General features: G+C 74.7%; 14 protein-coding genes. 7 read left to right on the top strand and 7 right to left on the bottom strand.

Annotated features, from left to right (window positions below; translation table 11 throughout):
- The first annotated feature begins 33 nt into the window (after nucleotides 1–33).
- Complete coding sequence (locus J2S46_RS30980) at nucleotides 34–942, top strand: ADP-ribosylglycohydrolase family protein (RefSeq protein WP_191287856.1); 909 nt, start codon at nucleotides 34–36, stop codon at nucleotides 940–942.
- 94 nt (nucleotides 943–1,036) lie between these two features.
- Here the strand turns inward: J2S46_RS30980 and J2S46_RS30975 are convergent, their stop codons facing one another.
- The gene (locus J2S46_RS30975; RefSeq protein WP_190209643.1) at nucleotides 1,037–1,303 is read right to left on the bottom strand and encodes a GlsB/YeaQ/YmgE family stress response membrane protein; all 267 of its coding nucleotides are present in this window, start codon (nucleotides 1,301–1,303) and stop codon (nucleotides 1,037–1,039) included.
- A gap of 294 nt (nucleotides 1,304–1,597) precedes the next feature.
- Here J2S46_RS30975 and J2S46_RS30970 point away from each other — a divergent pair, with 294 nt between their 5' ends.
- Nucleotides 1,598–2,446, top strand: coding sequence for an SAM-dependent methyltransferase (locus J2S46_RS30970; RefSeq protein WP_191287855.1), 849 nt, complete (start codon nucleotides 1,598–1,600; stop codon nucleotides 2,444–2,446).
- Between the two features lie 80 nt (nucleotides 2,447–2,526).
- Here the strand turns inward: J2S46_RS30970 and J2S46_RS30965 are convergent, their stop codons facing one another.
- The 6 genes from J2S46_RS30965 to J2S46_RS30940 form a co-directional block, all read right to left on the bottom strand.
- Nucleotides 2,527–5,424, bottom strand: coding sequence for a poly(A) polymerase (locus J2S46_RS30965; RefSeq protein ID WP_191288283.1), 2,898 nt, complete (start codon nucleotides 5,422–5,424; stop codon nucleotides 2,527–2,529).
- Nucleotides 5,424–7,310: an RNA ligase family protein gene (locus J2S46_RS30960; protein WP_191287854.1), complete on the bottom strand. Its 1,887-nt coding sequence runs from the start codon at nucleotides 7,308–7,310 to the stop codon at nucleotides 5,424–5,426. The genes J2S46_RS30965 and J2S46_RS30960 overlap by 1 nt, the downstream gene beginning before the upstream one ends.
- 148 nt (nucleotides 7,311–7,458) lie before the next feature.
- Nucleotides 7,459–9,015 (bottom strand): NCS1 family nucleobase:cation symporter-1, encoded by a 1,557-nt coding sequence (locus tag J2S46_RS30955; protein ID WP_370882265.1) that lies wholly within the window; start codon nucleotides 9,013–9,015, stop codon nucleotides 7,459–7,461.
- Between the two features lie 276 nt (nucleotides 9,016–9,291).
- Entirely contained in the window at nucleotides 9,292–10,302 is a 1,011-nt protein-coding gene (locus J2S46_RS30950; RefSeq protein ID WP_191287853.1) for a TIGR03842 family LLM class F420-dependent oxidoreductase, read from the bottom strand.
- A gap of 160 nt (nucleotides 10,303–10,462) precedes the next feature.
- Nucleotides 10,463–11,866, bottom strand: coding sequence for a dihydropyrimidinase (gene hydA, locus J2S46_RS30945; RefSeq protein WP_191287852.1), 1,404 nt, complete (start codon nucleotides 11,864–11,866; stop codon nucleotides 10,463–10,465).
- A 15-nt stretch (nucleotides 11,867–11,881) separates the two neighbouring features.
- Nucleotides 11,882–12,724 (bottom strand): nitrilase-related carbon-nitrogen hydrolase, encoded by an 843-nt coding sequence (locus tag J2S46_RS30940; RefSeq protein WP_191287851.1) that lies wholly within the window; start codon nucleotides 12,722–12,724, stop codon nucleotides 11,882–11,884.
- A 632-nt stretch (nucleotides 12,725–13,356) separates the two neighbouring features.
- Between J2S46_RS30940 and J2S46_RS30935 the strand changes: the two genes are divergently transcribed.
- From J2S46_RS30935 to J2S46_RS30915, 5 genes are all read left to right on the top strand, one after another.
- Nucleotides 13,357–13,845, top strand: coding sequence for a cysteine dioxygenase (locus tag J2S46_RS30935; protein WP_073922712.1), 489 nt, complete (start codon nucleotides 13,357–13,359; stop codon nucleotides 13,843–13,845).
- Nucleotides 13,839–14,267 carry a rhodanese-like domain-containing protein gene (locus J2S46_RS30930; protein ID WP_191287850.1) on the top strand — a complete coding sequence of 143 codons (429 nt, stop codon included), beginning with the start codon at nucleotides 13,839–13,841 and terminating at the stop codon, nucleotides 14,265–14,267. Before J2S46_RS30935 ends, J2S46_RS30930 begins: the two co-directional genes overlap by 7 nt.
- A 393-nt stretch (nucleotides 14,268–14,660) precedes the next feature.
- Nucleotides 14,661–15,827: an ABC transporter ATP-binding protein gene (locus tag J2S46_RS30925; RefSeq protein WP_191287849.1), complete on the top strand. Its 1,167-nt coding sequence runs from the start codon at nucleotides 14,661–14,663 to the stop codon at nucleotides 15,825–15,827.
- Entirely contained in the window at nucleotides 15,817–16,485 is a 669-nt protein-coding gene (locus J2S46_RS30920) for an ABC transporter permease (RefSeq protein WP_191287848.1), read from the top strand. The genes J2S46_RS30925 and J2S46_RS30920 overlap by 11 nt, the downstream gene beginning before the upstream one ends.
- Complete coding sequence (locus tag J2S46_RS30915) at nucleotides 16,482–17,159, top strand: ABC transporter permease (RefSeq protein WP_191287847.1); 678 nt, start codon at nucleotides 16,482–16,484, stop codon at nucleotides 17,157–17,159. The genes J2S46_RS30920 and J2S46_RS30915 overlap by 4 nt, the downstream gene beginning before the upstream one ends.
- Nucleotides 17,160–17,181 lie beyond the last annotated feature (22 nt).

The following is a 17,181-nucleotide window of genomic DNA, read 5'->3' as shown; positions in this document are numbered from 1 at the left end:
GCCCGCATTCGTCCGCTCCCCCAGGAGGGAACCATGCGCGCGCCCGTCCCGGCCCTCGACAGTCTGCGGGGTCTCGCCCTCGGCGACGCCTTCGGCGACCGGTGGTTCTCCGTCCCGGCCGACCGGGCGGAGGCCGAGCTGGCCGCCCGGACGCCGCGGCCGGCGCCCTGGCACTGGACGGACGACACCGCGATGGCCCTGGTGCTGGTCCGTCACCTGATCGACCACGGCGCCGTGCGGCAGGACGAGTTGGCGCGCGGCTTCGCGGCGGAGTACACCGCCGTGTACGGGCGCAAGTACGGGCCCTCGATGCACCAGGTGCTGCAGGCGGTGCAGGAGGGCGCCGACTGGCGGGTGGTCACCGCGGGGATGTTCGGCGGCCAGGGTTCGCACGGCAACGGCGCGGCGATGCGCGTGGCCCCGCTCGGCGCCTGGTTCGCGGAGGACCTCGACCTGGTGGCCGAGCAGGCCGGACTGCAGGCGCTCACCACGCATTTCCATCCCGAGGCGACGGCCGGGGCGGTGGCGGTCGCGCTGGCGGCGGCGCTCGCCGCGCGCAGCCGTGGCCAGCAGGCGCCCGGGCGGGCCGAGTTGCTGACGGAGGTCGCCGACCGGCTGCCCGACAGCGACGTGCGCTCCGGACTGCGGGTGGCCGCCCGGCTGGCGGACGGGACGTCGGTCCGGCATGCCGCCGTGGTGCTCGGCTCGGGCTCGCAGATCTCGGCGCCCGACACCGTGCCGTTCGCCCTCTGGGCGGCCGCCGGGCGGCTGGACTCGCTGCCCGAGGCGATCTGGCACACCCTGGCCGGCTGGGGGGACATGGACACCACCTGCGCCGTCGCGGCCGGCGTGGTCGCCGCCCGGACGGGCCTGGCCGAGGTACCGGCAGCCTGGCTGGCGGCCCGTGAGGAGCTGCCCGGCTGGGTCACGGCCGAGGCCTGACGCGTCGGCGTGCCCGGCACCCGAGGACCGGGAGCCGGGCGCGCCGGGCCGGATCGCCGGGCCCCGCTCCGGCCGCCCGGCCCTGGGGCGCTTTTCAGCTCCGGGAGTTGCCGAAGAAGATCCGGTAGAGGATCAGCAGCACCAGCGCACCGCCGATCGCCGAGACCCAGGTGGTCAGGTCGAAGAACTGGGCCGTGACCGGCCGGTCGAAGACCCGCGAGGAGATCCAGCCGCCGACGAAGGAGCCGGCCACCCCGATGAGCGTGGTGACCACCAGGCCGCCCGGGTCGCGGCCCGGCAGCAGGAACTTGGCGATGGCTCCGGCCACCAGCCCCAGGACTATCCACGCGACAAAACCCATGACGTCTACCTGCCCTCCACCGCTCGGCCCGCCTCGGACCGGCCTGCCGGGTAGGACGCCGGCGACGCGGTCCGCGGTTGCACGGCCCGCCCGTGACCGAGCGGGCGGGCCGCCCGCCGGCCCGCCCGGCGGACCAGCTGCACGGCGGTGGTACGGCAGCGGTACGGCGGCCGTCCGGCGGGCGTCGACTTGGTCGTCAGGTCACCGGATGATCGTCCCAACGCCTAGGCTGTGCACGGACGGATCGGACGGAAGAGCGCCGGACCGGTCGGCGGCGCCGGCCCGGGACAGCCGATGAAGGCGGAGGTCGTCGTGGGGGAGCAGAACAGCGCCCGGCAGCAGGAGGCCGCGGGCTCCGCGGAACTGCGGCCCGAGATACCGCACCCCGCCCGGATGTACGACTACTACCTCGGCGGGAAGGACAACTTCCCCGCCGACCGCGAGGCGGCCGAGCGTGCCCTGGCGGCGAACCCCGAGTTCCGGTCCACCGCCCGGGCCAACCGCGGCTTCCTGCAACGCGCGGTGCGCCATGTCGCGCAGCAGGGCGTGGACCAGTTCCTGGACATCGGTACCGGCATCCCGACCGCCGGCAACACCCACGAGATCGCCCAGCAGGTCGACCCGCGGGCCCGGGTGGTGTACGTCGACAACGACCCGATCGTGCTGACCCACGCCCGCGCGCTGATGGCGGGCATGGGCCGGGGCCGCACCGACGTCCTGCAGGCCGACCTGCGCGACCCGGCCGGGATCCTGGCGGCCGCCCAGGTGCGCGAACTGCTGGACTTCGACCGGCCGGTGGCGCTGGTGCTGGCCGCGGTCCTGCACTTCCTCCCCGAGGACGAGAAGCCCTACCGGATCGTGGAGGAGCTGCTGACGGCGCTGGCACCGGGCAGCTACCTGGTGCTCTCGCACGGCACGGCGGACTTCATCCCGCCCGAGGTCCGCGACCGGGTGACGGGTGTCTACACCAAGGCGACGGCGCCGCTGGTGGGACGCTCGCGGGCGGAGGTCCGCCGGTTCTTCGACGGCCTGGAGCTGCTGGAGCCGGAGGTGGTGACCGTCCCGCTCTGGCGCCCGGAGGCGGAGCCGGCCCGGGGCGCGGACCGGGTGAGCATGTACGGCGGAGTGGCCCGCAAGCACTGACCTCGGCACGGCCTCGGCACGACGACCTCGGCACCTGGTCGAGCCGTGGCCGGCCGGGCCTCGCCGGGCCCGGGCGAGGTTCAGCGCAGGGTCGGCACCGATCCCCCGGGCACCAGCTCCAGGCCGGCGCCGGGCAGGCCGCGGCCCCACCGCTCGGCGATCGGGGCGAAGCGGGCGGCGTCCGGCGGGGTGCGGCCCAGTCCGATCGCGTACCGGACCGCCGCCGGGCCGCTCTCGAACGGGTGCGGCCAGGCGTGCGCGTCCACCGCGCCGGCCTCCTGCAAGGCGGCGAGCAAGGCCCGGACCCGGCCGCGGACCCGGCCCAGGACGGCCTCGAACTCCTCGCCCCCGCCCGGCCGTACGGTCAGCACCGCCCAGGCCGCGTGCCGCCGGTGCAGCGGTGGCGGTGACAGCAGCCGGGGCCACGGATCGGCGCCGGTGCCCGCCGCCGTCTCCAGGATCTCCCAGGCCCGGTAGAGCTCCTGGGCCAGCAGCTCCGCGCTGCCGGCGCCGACCTGCTCGGTGCAGCTGCGGACCGGGGCGCTCGGGGTCAGCACGGTCACCGCGGCGGACGCCGGCGCGGCCGCCGCGGGCCCGGCCGGGCCCGCCAGCGTGACGGGCTCCCGCCAGTCCCAGGCCGCCCAGGTGCCGAAGAACTCCCGTAGCAGCTCGCCCTCCGGGAGCGGACCGGACTCCCGGACCGTCCGGGCCGCCAGCACGGTCCAGGCCAGGCCGGGCAGCATGCCGTACGCCGCCGAGTCGAGGCCGCGCGCCTTCGCCCAGGCCTTCACCCGCCCGGCCAGCCGGGCGAAGGCGAAGTGGTCCTCCCCCACCGCCGCCAGGACGGCGGAGGCATCGCTCACCGCGCTCAGCGCGATCGCGGCCGCCTCGCCCAGCTCGGCCCGCCGGGGCACGGCCTGGAACGGCGGCAGACCGCCGGTGCCGACCACGACCAGGTCGACGTCCAACTCCCCGACGCTCAGGCGCAGTCCGGGCACCCGGGCGCCGGTCACCTCGCGCAGCCGGCTCGCCCCGGGCAGCGCGGCCGCGATCCGGTCCCGCACCTGTGCCAGGTCGACGGTGCCGGGCAGCGCTGCCACCAGATCCAGGTCGGCATGCTCGGGCGCGCAGCCCGTCCGCCGTGATCCGACCACCTGGACGGCTCCGTCCCCCAGCGCCTCGGTGACCCGGCGGAGGATGTTCTCCGCCGGGTCCTCCTGCGGGCGTACGGCGCCGGTCCGGGCGGCGGACCCGGACAGGGCGGCGGCCGCGGGCCGGGGCCCGCTGTCGGGCAGCCAGCGCAGTTCACCCGTCCCCAGCGCGACGGTGGCACGCGGCCGCATCGGCTCCTCGCCGCGGCGGGAGAGCAGCACCACCTCCCCGACCCGGGCGGACAGCGGGCCGAGCCCGGCCGCGCAGGCGGCCCGCACCACCCGGGTGTCGACGGACCGGCCCAGCGTCAGGTGCGGGGTGAAGCCGGTGGCGCGGCCCCGGCAGCACGGGAACCGCTGTTCCAGGACGTGCCGCAGCTCCGCCCAGGGGGCAGGGTCCTCGGCCGCCGGGTCGAGCCAGAGGGTGCTGTCCTGCCGGTGCCGGAAGGTCCGCACCCCGGCCAACCGGACGCCGAACGGAGCGACCCCGGCCAGAGCGGCGGTGAGCAGCGGCGCGGCCTGCTCGAAGTCGGACTCGGGGACGAACCCGAAGAGCAGGTTGACGTGCGGCGGCCACCGGTCGATCTGCGGGTCGTGATCGCGGCGGATCTCCTGGATCGCCGGCCACAGCTCCTCGGGCGGCAGCCAGGCCACGGCCGTCCGGGCGGTCGGCGCGAGGTCGAGTGCCTCGGCGGGCCCCGCCCCGCTGAGGTCGAGGTCGAGGTCCGTCCGGACGCCGTAGTGGTCGGAGACGTGCAGGCCGTCCGGGGTGGGCGTGTCACCGAGCAGGGTCGCCGAGACGGGGTGCGGCCGCCCGGGCCGCAGCAGGATCCGGTCCAGCCGGGAGGCCCGGCCGGACAGCGAGGAGACCGCGGCCAGCGGGTTGGCCACCGGGTCGAAGGTCGGGCTCCGGTCGCCGGGGCCGTGCACCTCCGTCCAGGTGTCGCGCAGTCCGAGGACGGCGGCCGGACCGGCCGGACCGTCGGACCCGTCGTTGAAGTCGCCCAGCAGGGCCAGATCACCGTCCACCCGGGCCAGGCCCTCGGCGATCCGGGCCAGTTCGGCCCGCCGCCGGACCGCGCCGTCCTCGGTGTGATCGCTGGTCAGGTGGGTGGCGGCGACCACCAGCGGCCCGGTGGCGCTCTGCACGGTGACGGCGGCGACGGCCTTGTGGGGGCCGAGCCGGTGGTAGCCGGCCTCCCGGACGGGCAGCCGGCTGAGCAGCAGCAGGCCGCTGTCCTCGACGTCGTCCGCGGCCGGGTCGGTGCCCAGCGTCCAGCCGGCCCGGACCCAGGGGGCCCGCATCAGCAGGGCGAGCAGCGGGGCCTCGACCTCCTGCAGGGCGATCACGTCCGCGTCGGCCCGCTCCAGGGCGGCCAGCAGCAGCGGGCGGCGGCGGGCGGTGTCGATGCGGTCGCCGTCGTACCGGTCCCAGAGGGTGTTCCAGGTCAGCAGCCGCAGCCGGGGCCGGGCCGGCGGGTCCGCCGGCGGCGGGGTGTCGCCGACGGGGTGCCAGTCCCGGTCCTGGTCCCAGGCGTGGGCGGTGCGGGTGAGGAAGAACGGGGCGCGCAGGCGGCGCGGTTCGCGGACCCGGCCGGCCCCGGTGGAGTCGATGCGGTCCAGGCCGGTGGCGCGGTCCCAGACGAGTTCGCCGTCGGCCTCGACGAAGAGCACCCGGTGCCAGGGGATGTCGCCGCCGGGTACGAAGGCGGGCAGCGGCACCCGCTCGGGCCCGGCGGCGCGCCGGCCGACGCCGAGCACGAACCGGGCGGGGTCGAACCGGGCGTCCCAGCACACCTGGTGGTAGATCTGCTCGCTGGTCCGCATCATCGCTCCCCGGTGGCGTGCAGGGCGCCGTACGTGCGCAGGACGCCGTCCGTGCGCAGGCTGCCGTCCGTGTGCGGAGCCCCGTCGGTGGTGTACAGGGTCCCGTCGGTGTCCTCGACGGTACCGCCGGCGCCGACGTACCAGGTCCGGTGCGCCTCCCCCGGGTACGGCGGGCTGTAGCGGTGCAGCTGGCCGGTGAGCACCTCGGGCGGCACCGGGTGGTCCCGGACGGAGTTGCGCCGGGCCAGTTCGTCCTCGTCGACGAGCAGGACGGCGTGGGTGATCAGGGCGTCCCGGCGGTGCGCGATCCGGTGCACGAGGGAGCGCTGGTGCTGGTTGAGGGAGGTCGCGTCCCAGACCACCGTCCGGCCGGCGGCGAGTGCGCCGTCGAGGCGGTCCAGTCCCTCGCGCAGCACGTCGCCGTTGGCCCGCTGGTCGGCCCGGGAGCCGCGGGCGGTACGCAGGTCGTCGAGCGAGATCCGGGTGTCGACGCCGGTGAGCCGCGCCGCGAAGGCGCTCTTGCCACTGCCGGCCGGGCCGGTGAGCTGCACCAGCCGGGGGAAGGCGCCGTCGCGCCAGCGCCAGCCGGCCGCCACCGCCTCCTCGACGGTGCTGGTGCGCCCCTGCGCGTGGCTTTCGCGGGCCTGCGCCCAGCAGCGGTCGGCCGCCTCCGGGCCGAGGCCGGCGAGGGCCTCGCGCAGACCGGCGCGCAGCGGCTCCAGCGGGGCCTCCGCCAGCAGGCCGGCCTCCTCGGCGTGCAGCGCGGACCATTCGACCTGCTCGCGCGCCGACTCCGCCTCGGGGCCCGGCCTGCCGGCCAGGACGGCCGCCGCGACGGCGTGCAGGGTGCCCAGGTCGGCGGCGAGGGCGAGCCGGGCCAGGCCGCGGCGGCGCTCCTCGTCGGGGTACGGGCGGTGCGGAGCGGGGTGCAGCCCGACCAGGTCGGCGACCCGGCGGGCCGCGGCCATCCCGAGCGGGGCGGCCAGCCGGGGCGCCAGGGGCGCCCGGTGGGTGTCGTGCAGGAGGGCGGCCAGGACGCCGGCCAGGCGGGCGTCGCCCGAGCGGCCGAGCACGTCGAGGCGGGCGCAGACGTCGGCCACGGCGGCCTCGGCCGCGTCGGCGACGGCTCCGGGTGCAACTCCGGCTCCGGGTTCGGCTCCGGCTCCCGCTCCGGCTCCGGCTTCCGGACGGCCCGCGGGCAGGCCGAGGGCCGCGCGCAGGGCGGCCGGGTCGGCGGTGCCCCCGGAGCGCACCGCCCAGAGCGCGGCGGCCGGCCCGAGGCCGTTCTCCACCACGGCGGCGTGCATCCAGTGCGTGTCGGTCCGCACGTGCCGGGGCCGCACCCACTTGGCCACCCGGAGGCCGAACTCCGCCCGTCCGAAGCCCTCGACCGTCCGGACGACGTAGCCCTCCTGCCGTTCGGGGTCGAGCCGCAGCGCGCGCAGCGCCCGCTCGTCGAAGGTGCCGCGCCAGAGCACGGGCGGGACGGGGACGCCCAGCCCGCGCAGCAGGCGGACGGTGTCGTCCCAGCCGAGGCAGCGCGGGCCGTCCCAGACCGAGAAGCCGTAGAACCAGCTCTCCAGGGCGCGGTACGGGATCGAGTGCCGGGCGAACACGTTCTCGCCGCAGATCCGCAGGCCGGGGGCGAGCCGCGGACCGATCCTGCCCTGCAGGGCCTTGACCCAGGTGCGCGAGGGGTGGTGGGCGGAGTCGAGGGACCTGGCGTGCAGGCCATCCGGATAGAGGGTGGTGTTCTCGCCGTCGAGCTTCTCGGTGACCACGACCTCGGCGCCGCGCAGGCCGGAGAGGTCCCCGGTCCGTACGTCGTCCGCGGTCGCCCCCGGTGACCAGGGCAGATGTGGCGTGCGAGGGTACTGCACGCGCATGATCCGCTCCTGGTGACGACGACTGGCCCCGGTCACTGTAGGAGTCCGCACCGGGCGGATCCATCGAATAACCGGGGCCGGTCGCCCCGCTGACGCACCGGCGGCGGGCGCGGGCGGGGAGGGCGGGGAGGGGCGTACCGGGCTCGGGTCAGCCTCCGGCGGAACGCCGGACGCCGGCGCCGAGCGCGGTGTGCAGCAGCAGCGCGGAGCCGAGGCCGACCGCCCAGCCGTAGTCGGCGAGCGGCTTGAGGAACGGGATCAGACCCTCGGCGGGGAACGGGCCGCCGTAGGAGCCGCCGACCGCGAGCAGTCCGCCGACGACCAGGGCGGCGACGGCACGCCGGTTCCAGCCGCCGGTGTACCAGTAGCGTCCGTCGGGGCGGTAGAGGTCGGCGAGGTCGAGCCGGGTACGGCGGAGGATCCAGTAGTCGGCGATCAGGATGCCCGCGACGGTGCCGAGCAGGCCGCCGACCACACCGAGCCAGGTGAAGATGTAGACGTGCGGGTCGGCGATCAGCTTCCAGGGGAAGATCACGATGCCGATCACGCCGGTGATCAGGGCCCCGGTACGGAAGTTGACCCAGCGTGGGACGAGGTTGGCGAGGTCGTACGCGGGGCTGACCACGTTGGCGGCGATGTTCACCGACAGGGTGGCCACCAGCACGACCAGCAGGGCGAAGAGGGTGCCGGCCACGTTGTCCATCTTGGCGGCCAGGGCGATCGGGTCCCAGATCGGTTCGCCGTAGACGGCCTGGGAGCCGGAGGTGACGAGCACCGAGAGCAGGGCGAAGAGCGTCATGGTGGTGGGCAGGCCGAGGGCCTGGCCGCGGATCTGGGCCCGCTGGCTGCCGCCGAAGCGGGTGAAGTCCGGGATGTTCAGCGAGAGCGTCGACCAGAACCCGATCATGCCCATCAGGGCCGGGAAGAAGACCTTCCAGAAGTCGCGGTCCCAGCCGAGCCTGGACGGCTGGTCCAGCAGCGGCCCGAACCCGCCCGCCTTGACGGTGATCCAGGCCAGCAGGGCGAGCGCGCCGACGATGACGAAGGGCGCGGCCCAGTTCTCGAAGCGGCGCAGCGCCTCCATCCCGCGGGCGATGACGGCCATCTCGATCACCCAGAAGACCAGGAAGGACAGCCACTGCGTCCAGGGGTGGCCGCCGATCTCCCCCGCGGTCTGCCAGCCGTCCCCGAAGAGCTTGCCGGCCAGCAGGAAGATGCCCTCGCCGCCGATCCAGGTCTGGATGCCGAACCAGGCGCAGGCGACGGCGGCCCGGATCAGGGCCGGCAGGTTGGCGCCGCGCAGTCCGAAGGAGGCCCGGGCGAAGACCGGGAAGGGTATCCCGTACTTGGTGCCGGCGTGGCCGGTGAGGAGCATCGGCACCAGCACGACGAGGTTCGCGAGGGCGATGGTCAGCACCGCCTGCTTCCAGTCCATGCCGAGCGCGACCAGGCCCGAAGCCAGCGTCCAGGAGGGGATGTTGTGGGCCATGCCGACCCAGAGCGCGAGGAAGTTGTAGGTGGTCCAGGTACGCCTGGCGACGGGGACCGGCAGCAGGTCGTCGTTGGTGAAGCCGTTCGGGGGCACCGGCCGGGCGGGATCGAGTTCGATCCGGCCGTCCGGGTGGTGGACCTGGCCGGCCGCGGGCCCGCCGTCCGGGTTCGGGAGGGAATCGCCGCCGGGCCTGCCGGCCGCTGTCTCGGTCACGAGCACCACCTGTCTCGGGTGTGGGGGTTCGGGACGGGCACGGGCACCCGCGCGGCCACGCCCGCGGCCGTGCGCACCGGCCCGGGGGCGGGTGCGACGGTCACAGGTGCGGCCGCGGGGCCGGGTACGGGTACGGGGTCACGGGTGCGGGGTCACGGGTGCGGGATCAAGGACGAGCGGTCAAGGGCCTCGGGGTCAAGGGCGCGGGCACCGGCGTGGGGGCACCGGGCGGCGTGGGGGCACCGGGCAGGGTGGCTGCGGGTCACCAGGGCCCGGTCACAGGCGCGGGATGACGTCGCTGCCGTAGGCGTCGATGGTCTGTTCGACGGCGTCGTGCATCGCGTAGACGGCGAACTGGTCGACGCCCAGGGCCCGCAGGCGCTCCAGCTTCTCCACCTGGGCGTCGGCGGTGCCGATCAGGCAGAAGCGGTCGACGATCTCGTCCGGGACGAACGCGGTGTCCGGGTTCCCGGCGCGGCCGTGGTGGCTGTAGTCGTAGCCCTGCCGGCCCTTGATGTACTCGGTGAGTGCCTCGGGCACCAGCGACGAGTGCTCGCCGTAGTGGCCGACCAGGTCGGCGACGTGGTTGCCGACCATGCCGCCGAACCAGCGGCACTGCTCCCGGGCGTGCGCGAGGGACTCGGGCGAGTCGTCGGCGGTGACGTACGCGGGCGCGGCGACGCAGATGGTGACGGCGGCGGGGTCGCGCCCGGCCTCGGCGGCGGCCGCCCGGACGGCCTTGATCATGTACTCGGTGAGGTAGGGGTCGGCGAGCTGCAGGATGAACCCGTCGGCCTGCTGCCCGGTGAGGGCCAGCGCCTTGGGACCGTACGCGCCCATCCAGATCGGCAGCGCGCCGTCGGTCACCCACGGCAGGTGCATCTCGGTGCCGTCGACCTCGACCGTACGGCCCTCGGCGAGTTCCTTGATGGCGTGCATGGCCTGGGAGAGCCGGGCCAGGGTGGCGGGCTTGCGGCCGGCCACCCGCATCGCGGAGTCGCCGCGGCCGATGCCGCAGACGGTGCGGTTGCCGTACATGTCGTTGAGGGTGGCGAAGGTCGAGGCGGTCACCTCCCAGGTGCGGGTGGAGGGGTTGGTGACCATGGTGCCGACGCGCAGCCGCTGGGTGGCGGCGAGGATCCGGCTGTGGATGACGAAGGGTTCCTGCCACAGCACGACGGAGTCGAAGGTCCAGCCGTGGCTGAAGCCGGCCTGCTCGGCCCGGACCATCCGGTCGATCAGCAGGCTTGCGGGCGGGTCGGTCTGCAGGACGAGCCCGATGTCCATGAGGGGTCCACCAATCCTGGGGTACGTGCGGCTCGCGCGGTGCGGGTGCGCGGTGCGGAAGTGCGAGGTGCGGTACGAGGTGGGTACGCGGCCGTGCCGCGGGGTCGTCGAACGCCGCCCGGGACCGGCCCACCGGCCCCGGGCGGTGCTGTCGGACGGGTCAGGTCAGGTACTGGCAGGTGTCGCGGCGCAGGAAGGCGCCGTGGCCGGCCCGGCCGAGCCACCGGCCGTCGTCCAGCACGACGGTGCCGCGGGACAGGACCGTCCTGGCGCGGCCGGTGAGCTGCCGCCCCTCGTACGCCGAGTAGTCGACGTTCATGTGGTGGGTGGCGGCGGAGACGGTCTGCACGGCGGCCGGGTCGTAGATCACCAGGTCGGCGTCGGCGCCGGGGGCGATGGTGCCCTTGCGCGGGTAGAGGCCGAACATGCGGGCCGGTGTGGCGCAGGCGATCTCGATCCAGCGGCGGCGGCTGATCCGGCCGGCGACCACGGCCTGGTGCAGCAGGTCCATCCGGTTCTCCACCCCCGGCAGACCGTTGGGGATCTTGGAGAAGTCGCCCCGGCCGAGCTCCTTCTGCCCGGCGAAGCAGAACGGGCAGTGGTCGGTGGAGACCACCTGGAGGTCGTTGGTGCGCAGGCCCCGCCAGAGGGCCTCCTGGTGCTCGCGCGGGCGCAGCGGCGTGCTGCACACGTACTTGGCGCCCTCGAAGTCCGGCTCCGCCAGGTTGTCGGTCGAGAGGAAGAGGTACTGCGGGCAGGTCTCGCCGAAGACGTTGAGCCCGTCGTCCCGCGCCCGGGCCAGCTCGGCGAGGGCACTCCCGGCCGACACGTGCACGACGTACAACGGGCTGCCCGCCACCTGGGCGAGCTTGATCGCGCGGTGGGTGGCCTCGGCCTCCAGCAGCTCGCGGCGGACCTCGCCGTGGTAGCGCGGGTCGGTCTTCCCGGCGGCCAGCGCCTGTTCGACCAGGACGTCGATGGCGATGCCGTTCTCGGCGTGCATCATGATCAGCCCGCCGTTGACGGCGCTGCGCTGCATGGCCCGCAGGATCCGGCCGTCGTCGCTGTAGAACACGCCGGGGTAGGCCATGAACAGCTTGAAGGAGGTGGACTCGCCGGAGTCGACGAGGCTGTCCATCTCCTTGAGCACCGACTCGTTGACGTCGGAGACGATGGTGTGGAAGCCGTAGTCGATGGCGCAGTTGCCCTCGGCCTTGGCGTGCCAGGTGTCCAGGCCCTCGCGGAGCGAACCGCCGACCGGCTGGACGGCGAAGTCGACGATGGTGGTGGTGCCGCCCCAGGCGGCGGCGCGGGTGCCGGTCTCGAAGGTGTCGGAGGCGGCCGTGCCGCCGAACGGCAGCTCCATGTGGGTGTGGACGTCCACCCCGCCGGGGATGACGTAGTGCCCGCCGGCGTCGATGACGGTGTCCGCGCTCCAGGCCTCGGCGGCGGAGCTGCCGGTGGTGGCCAGCGCGGCGATCCGGCCGTCCTCGATCAGGACGTCGGCGTGCAGTTCCTCGGCGGCGGTGACGACCAGGCCGCCCCGGATGACTGTGCGGGTCATGGCCTCGCCCTCCCCTCAGGCCTCGCTCAGCGGCCCGTAGGCGTCCGGCCGGCGGTCCCGGTAGAAGGCCCACTGCTGGCGGACCTCCTCGATCTGGCCGAGGTCGAGGTCGCGGACGATCAGCTCCTCCTCCTTGTCGGAGGCCGGCTCGCCGACGAACTGGCCGCGCGGGTCGACGAAGTAGGAGGTGCCGTAGAAGTCGTTGTCGCCGTACTCCTCGACGCCCACCCGGTTGATCGCCGCGACGAAGTACTCGTTGGCGACGGCGGCGGCGGGCTGCTCCAGCTGCCAGAGGTAGGCGGAGAGCCCGCGGCTGGTGGCGGAGGGGTTGTAGACGATCTGGGCGCCGGCCAGGCCGAGCGCGCGCCAGCCCTCGGGGAAGTGCCGGTCGTAGCAGATGTAGACGCCGACCTTGCCGACCGCGGTGTCGAAGACCGGCCAGCCGAGGTTTCCGGGCTTGAAGTAGTACTTCTCCCAGAAACCCTTGACCTGCGGGATGTGGTGCTTGCGGTACTTGCCGAGGTAGCTGCCGTCGGCGTCGATCACGGCGGCGGTGTTGTAGTAGATCCCGGGCTGCTCCTCCTCGTACACCGGTACGACCATGACGAGGTTCAGCTCCCGGGCGAGCGCCTGCATCCGGACCACGGTGGGGCCGTCGGGCACCGCCTCGGCCCAGCGGTAGTGCTCGGGCTCCTGCACCTGACAGAAGTACGGCGCGTTGAACACCTCCTGGAACCCGATGACCTGCGCGCCCTGGGCGGCGGCCTCCCGGGCGTACCGCTCATGGAGGCCGATCATGGACTCCTGATCACCCGTCCACTTCGTCTGGACGAGGGCCGCACGGACGATTCGAGACATGGGTACCTCCGCAACTCCGTGGCCCGTCGGGGGAACGGGCCTTCGGTTCGAGGGTCGACGGGGCGGATCTACGTGCGTAGACCGTAGGCCCGGCCTCTGGGGCCTGACAATACGTCGGACGTAACGCGGCAGGGTCGGTCTGGTTAACCGGACACGCAGGAACTCCCGTATCGGATGAAACGGTGATGTACCCCGCCGGTGCGGCCGGTACGCATGCGACGCCTGACCACTCCCGGACGCCGGGCCGCACGGCGCCGCCGGGGGCGGCCGGGCCGACCGCCGGCCGGCGGTCGCCGGCACGGCCGCGGAGCGCGCGACACGGCCGCCCGGATCGCGGACCCGGCTTGACGTGCGGTCCTTCTCTCGGGAACTATCGGCCCATGGAATCCGGCACCACTCTGGTCTGCCGCCTGCACGTCGATCTGCGACGCCAGGCGAGTTCCATGTGTGCCTGTTGACCTTCACCTCCTGGCCGGTCCCCGCTCTGTGACGTTCTCCAGGGCCCGCACCGCGCTCCTCTGAACCGGCTCCCGCCAGCGGTTCGGCAGCACCTCCCGCAGCACTGCTCTCATCCGCTCGGCGCGCCCGCTCCACGGGCCGCGCCGTACCCTCCGCTTCCCGAGGACGACCGAATGAGCCTGGACCTGGCGCCCGACCGCGCCCGCACGCCCCTCTCGCCCAACGCCCTGCGCAAGATCGTCCGCACCCTGGCGGAGGAGCCCGACCAGTGGATCCACAAGGTCCGGCTGGCCACCGACGACCGCTGGTACGAGCGGCTGGAGTCCTCCGAGGACCACGAGGTCTGGCTGATCAGCTGGCTGCCCGGCCAGTCCACCGGGTTCCACGACCACGGGGGCTCGCGCGGCGCCTTCACCGTCGCCCTCGGCGAGCTGGAGGAGCTGTCGCTGCCCAGCCCCGACCAGGGACTGCTGATCCGCAGGCTCCCGGCCGGCAGCGACCGCGCCTTCGGCCCCGACTACGTCCACGACGTCCGGAACACCACCTCCGGCCCGGCCGTCACCCTGCACGCCTACTCGCCGCCGCTGAGCGAGATGTCGCACTACGACCTGCGGGCCGGCGGCCTCGTCCGCACCTCGGTGGAAGGACCTGAGCAATGGTGACCACGATCGACGACCTGGTGGAGCGCTCCCGCGAGGGCGTCCACCGCCCGGGGGCCCGCGAGGCCCACGACGCGCAGCAGGCGGGCGCCCTGCTGGTCGACATCCGCCCGGCCGCGCAGCGGGCCGCGGAGGGCGAGATCCCCGGCTCGCTGATCATCGAGCGCAATGTGCTGGAATGGCGCCTCGACCCGGCCGGCAGCCACCGGATCCCGGAAGCCGTCGGGTACGACGTGGAGATCGTGGTGGTCTGCTCCGAGGGGTACGCCTCCAGCCTGGCCGCGGCCTCGCTGCGCGAGATCGGCCTGCACCGGGCCACCGACCTGGACGGCGGGTTCGTCGGCTGGGCCGCGGCCGGGCTGCCCACCCGGGCGGGCGGCTCAAGTCCGGCTTGCGGCGGGAGTAGGGCCCGGACGGGCGGGTAGACGAGGACGGGACCAGGGCCGCGAGGCCCTGGGCGCCCGTCCGGGTCGAGCGTCCGTCCGGGCCTCGGCATCCGGGCGGACGCCGGGGTGCCCGCGGGCGGCAGGGCAGAAGGGACGGGTGGGGACGGGCGGAGACGAAGGGGGCGGGCGCGGACGGGCGGAGACGAAGGGCGCCGGCGCGGGCGGGGTACGGGGGCCGGGCACGGGGTGGTGGGCCGCCGGGCGGCCGACGGCCGAACGGGGCCGAATCCAGGACACCGGAAGATCCGGATCGTAGCCTGATCAAGGTTTCCGGCGGTCCGCTCCTGGGCAACCACGCGGGCGGAGCACGATCGAACGTGTGCCCGATCAGTTCAGACGACCAGCGCCGCGGCGCGACAGCTAGGAAGCTCAGTGATCAGATTCGACGGCGCAGGCAAGCGCCACCCCGACGGCACCATCGCCGTCGGGAGCCTTGACCTCGACGTGCCGACCGGGCGGATAACCGTGCTGGTCGGACCCTCCGGCTGCGGCAAGACCACCCTTCTGCGGATGGTCAACCGGATGGTCGAGCCGACCTCGGGGCGGGTGCTGCTGGACGGCACGGACGTCGCCGAACTGGACGCGGCCAAGCTGCGCCGGGGCATCGGCTACGTCATCCAGCAGGCCGGGCTGTTCCCGCACCGCCGGGTGATCGACAACATCGCCACCGTCCCCTACCTCCTGGGCCGGGACCGCAAGAAGGCCCGCGCCCGGGCCGCCGAGCTCCTGGAACTGGTCGGCCTGGCGCCGGAGACGGCCCGGCGGTACCCCTTCCAGCTCTCCGGCGGCCAGCAACAACGCGTCGGCGTGGCACGGGCCTTGGCCGCCGACCCGCCCGTACTGCTGATGGACGAGCCGTTCAGCGCCGTCGACCCGGTGGTCCGGGCCGGCCTCCAGGACGAACTGCTCCGCCTGCAGTCCGAGTTGAACAAGACCGTGCTGTTCGTCACGCACGACATCGAGGAGGCCGTCAAGCTCGGCGACCAGGTCGTGGTGCTGCGCGAGCAGGGCCGGATCGCCCAACTGGCCGACCCGCACACCCTGCTGACCGCCCCGGCGGACGACGGCGTGGCCGCCTTCCTCGGCCGCGACCGCGGCCTGCGGGGGCTCGGCCTGCGCCCGGCGTCCACCGTCAGCGTCCGCCCGGTCGGCGACGGACTCCGTCACGGAAGCTGGGAGTTGGCGCTCGACGACACCGGGCGCCCGATCGGCTGGATCGACCGCGCGGCGGACGCCGCGCTGCTGCCCGCCGCCGGCTACCGACCTGCCAGCGACACCCTGCGCACCGCGCTGGACGCCGCCGTGCTCTCCCCGGTCGGCGTCGCCGTCGCACTGGACGCCGAGGGGCGCGCCCTCGGCACCGCCACCCGGGAGGCCGTCCTGACGGCCCTCTCGGCCGGCCTCCCGGCGGGCCCCGCGACGGGCGGCCCCAGCACCCCCGGGAAGGGCGCCACGACGGACACCCCGGCCACGGACGCCCCCGTGGCGGACACCCCGGCGCCGGACAGCGACCCGGACGGGGCCACCGGTGGACGATGAACCCCTGGTCCGCTGGTACTGGATCGGCGACCATCTCGGCTACCTGGGCGACCTGACGGCCGACCACGCCGTGATCGCGCTGGTCCCCGTACTGATCGGGCTGCTGCTCGCGCTGCCGCTCGGCCTGGTCTGCGCACGGTTCCCGCGGCTCTACCAGCCGCTCGCCGCGGTCTTCAACGTCGTCTACGCGCTGCCCTCGCTCGCGGTGTTCGTGGTGCTGATCCCGTACACCGGCCTGGCCACCCGGGCCACCGTGATGGTCCCGCTCACCTTCTACGCCCTCGCCGTGCTGCTGCCGACCACCGTCGACGGCCTGCGCGCGGTGCCGGAGCCCGTCCGGCAGGCCGCCACCGCCATGGGCTACGGCCCGTGGCACCGGCTCGCCGCCGTCGAACTGCCCGCCAGCGTGCCGTACCTGGTCGCCGGACTGCGGGTGGCGGCGGTCTCCAGCATCTCGCTGGCCAGCGTCGGCGCCCTGGTCGGCCGCGGCGGGCTCGGCTACCTGTTCATCGACGGGTTCCAGCGGACCTTCCCGACCCCGATCGTCGCCGGGATCGCGCTGATCGCCGTCCTCGCCCTGGCCACCGACGTGGTCCTGGTGACGGCCCGCCGGCTGCTCGCCCCCTGGGCCGTCCGCGAGAAGGCGGTGACCAGGTGAACTGGCTCTCCTGGCTGAGCGACTTCTTCGGCTCGCCGGACCGCCGCAGCGGCCCCGACTCGATCCTCAACCGGATCGCCGAGCACCTCGCGCTGTCCGCCGAGGCCCTGTTCTACGCCTCGCTGCTGGCCATCCCGCTCGGCCTCCTGATCGGCTACACCGGACGCGGCGTCACCGTCGTGACCGCGATGGCCGGCGCCACCCGCGCACTGCCCACCCTCGGGCTGGTGACGCTGGCCGTCCTGCTCGCCGGGGTCGGCGACACCGCCGTCCTGCTGCCGCTGGTCGCGCTGGCCGCGCCGCCGCTGCTGGTGGCCGCCGTCGAGGGCGTCCGGGACACCGATCCGGACGTCCGGGACGCGGCGCGCGGGGTGGGGATGACGCACCGGCAGGTCCTGCTCGGGGTCTGTCTGCCGTCCGCGCTGCCCGCCCTGCTCGCCGGGCTGCGCACCGCCACCGTCCAGGTGATCGCGACCGCCACCGTGGCCGCCTACGTGGGCCTCGGCGGCCTCGGCCGGTACGTCATCGACGGGCTGGCCACCCGCGACTACGCGGTGACCGTCGGCGGCGCGCTGCTGGTGGTCCTGCTCGCGGTCGCCGCCCAGTTGTTCTTCGCCCTGCTCGCGCGCTACGCACTGCCGCCCGGTGTCCGGGCGCAGCGCCGGTCCGACTGACCGTCCGCCGGCTTCCGACGCC

This window comes from Kitasatospora herbaricolor, from assembly GCF_030813695.1.
GTDB lineage: Bacteria > Actinomycetota > Actinomycetes > Streptomycetales > Streptomycetaceae > Kitasatospora > Kitasatospora herbaricolor.
The sequence above is the reverse complement of the archived record's forward strand: the minus strand, read 5'-3'. Positions and strand labels throughout refer to the sequence as shown.

Bases quoted from the DNA above. Each gene is read 5' to 3' on its own strand.
- J2S46_RS30935 (WP_073922712.1), top strand. From the start codon at position 13,357: ATGAGCCTGGACCTGGCGCCCGACCGCGCCCGCACGCCCCTCTCGCCC.
- J2S46_RS30930 (WP_191287850.1), top strand. From the start codon at position 13,839: ATGGTGACCACGATCGACGACCTGGTGGAGCGCTCCCGCGAGGGCGTC.
- J2S46_RS30940 (WP_191287851.1), bottom strand. From the start codon at position 12,724: ATGTCTCGAATCGTCCGTGCGGCCCTCGTCCAGACGAAGTGGACGGGT.
- J2S46_RS30965 (WP_191288283.1), bottom strand. From the start codon at position 5,424: ATGCGGACCAGCGAGCAGATCTACCACCAGGTGTGCTGGGACGCCCGG.
- J2S46_RS30960 (WP_191287854.1), bottom strand. From the start codon at position 7,310: ATGCGCGTGCAGTACCCTCGCACGCCACATCTGCCCTGGTCACCGGGG.
- hydA (WP_191287852.1), bottom strand. From the start codon at position 11,866: ATGACCCGCACAGTCATCCGGGGCGGCCTGGTCGTCACCGCCGCCGAG.
- J2S46_RS30970 (WP_191287855.1), top strand. From the start codon at position 1,598: ATGAAGGCGGAGGTCGTCGTGGGGGAGCAGAACAGCGCCCGGCAGCAG.
- J2S46_RS30950 (WP_191287853.1), bottom strand. From the start codon at position 10,302: ATGGACATCGGGCTCGTCCTGCAGACCGACCCGCCCGCAAGCCTGCTG.
- J2S46_RS30980 (WP_191287856.1), top strand. From the start codon at position 34: ATGCGCGCGCCCGTCCCGGCCCTCGACAGTCTGCGGGGTCTCGCCCTC.
- J2S46_RS30975 (WP_190209643.1), bottom strand. From the start codon at position 1,303: ATGGGTTTTGTCGCGTGGATAGTCCTGGGGCTGGTGGCCGGAGCCATC.